This is a genomic window from Sphingomonas sp. BE138 (genome assembly GCF_031456125.1).
GTDB lineage: Bacteria > Pseudomonadota > Alphaproteobacteria > Sphingomonadales > Sphingomonadaceae > Sphingomonas.
Genome location: NZ_JAVDUC010000073.1, coordinates 1 through 1,515, shown reverse-complemented (window position 1 = coordinate 1,515; position 1,515 = coordinate 1). Strand labels below are relative to the sequence as shown.

Genomic DNA, 1,515 nt, shown 5'->3' with positions numbered 1-1,515 from the left:
CGTACGCTCTCATGACTGCCATCCGAGACGCTGGCCGAGTTTACTCCTTCGCTGGCCAGGAAGCCAGCGTCGCATTGACCTTGGCGGGTGTGCCGCGGGCGCCTGATCGACGACGATTGATCACGCTCTCATCCGCGGGTTGATTACCGCACTACCCGTATCCGTCGCTGGGCCTGTCCACCGTCTAAGATCGGCGTCGGACGAACCTGCCCCAACGTACGCCGTGGATTACCCATCACAGTCGGGTGCCCGCGGCACGCCGGCCAAGGCTATGCAGGTCGTGCGCTGGCGCCTCCTCTCGTCGCGTTCGGGGAAAGGGTCAGGTGGCGACCGCCGGCGACACGCGCCTCGCGATGTCCCACGCGTAGCCGATGAGTTCGCGCGCGATCGCGGTTATTACCTTGGGCTGGGGCTTGCCCGTGGCGGCCAGGCGGCGGAAACGCTGACACAGGCGGACCTGCGCCTTCCATCCGATAGCCTGGACCTCGTCGGGCAGATCAGCGACCCGCTCGCGGTAGCGACGCTCCTCGCGTGCAGGCAACCGGTAAGCCCAGCCTGCCTCGACCAGCATGGTGCGCGCCTGCCCGTTACCAGCGCGGGTGATGCGTCCGCGCTGTTTGCGAGCGCCGCTGGAATATTCGGACGGTACCAGCCCGACATAGGCCATCAACTGCTTGGGATTGTCGAAGCGGGTAAGATCGCCGACTTCGGCGACCAACGTTGCGGCGCTGACCAACTGAATGCCACGCAGCGCTTGTAGATTGCGGACAAGCGGGGCGAACCGCCAGCCCTCCACTGCCTCGCCGAGGGCCGCCTCGAGGCGGCCGACGCGTGCTTGCGCCTCGAGCACGCGCTTCTGCATCTCCTCGAACGCCAGTTGCTGATGCGGGAAGTCGAACCGCTGCTCCGACAACCATCGCCAGTACATCTTGGTCCAGGTTCCTTTGCCGCCATAACGACGATCGTGCCGGAGCAGAAAGCTCTTCACCGTCTGCTTGGCCCCGGTGGCGTCCTCCTTCGCGCTGCGCCTTGCCCGGATCAGGTCGCGCACTGCCTCGTGCGCTTCGTCCGGCACCCAGATCGCGGTGAGTTCGCCGGCACGCAGCAGGCGCGCCAACGTCATCGCATCACGCCGGTCGGTCTTCACGTGATCGCCAGGTCGCCGCGGCATCATCGAAGGGGCGATGACGATGCAGCTCTGCCCCAGCCCGGTTAGCAACCGGTGCAGGCCGTAGCCGCACGGGCCCGCCTCGTAGCAGACTTGCAACTTCGTGCCCGCCCCGGTCAGCCGCTTGACCAGCTTTCTGACCGCATCGTCCTCGTTGGGAACCGTGCCGACATAGCGTACCTCGCCCCCGCGTTCCCCATCGGCCACCGCGACAGCGATGGTCTCCTTGTGCACGTCCAGCCCGATGTATTTCACTGCCTCCGTCATGACTCGTCTCCGTTGCTGACTAATCCATAGTCAGCATCCCAGATTCGAGCCGCCGAGGCTCCCGCAGTCATTGGGTCTAA

Annotated in this window: 1 protein-coding gene; it reads right to left on the bottom strand. The window is 65.5% G+C overall.

Features of this window, described 5'->3' with window-relative positions; translation table 11 throughout:
* Nucleotides 1–319: 319 nt before the first annotated feature.
* A complete protein-coding gene (locus J2Y58_RS20915) occupies nucleotides 320–1,435 on the bottom strand; it encodes an IS110 family transposase (RefSeq protein ID WP_310107435.1) in 1,116 nt (371 codons plus the stop codon).
* Nucleotides 1,436–1,515 lie beyond the last annotated feature (80 nt).

Excerpts from the sequence above, each read along its gene's own strand:
- J2Y58_RS20915 (WP_310107435.1), bottom strand. The coding sequence starts at position 1,435 with ATGACGGAGGCAGTGAAATACATCGGGCTGGACGTGCACAAGGAGACC.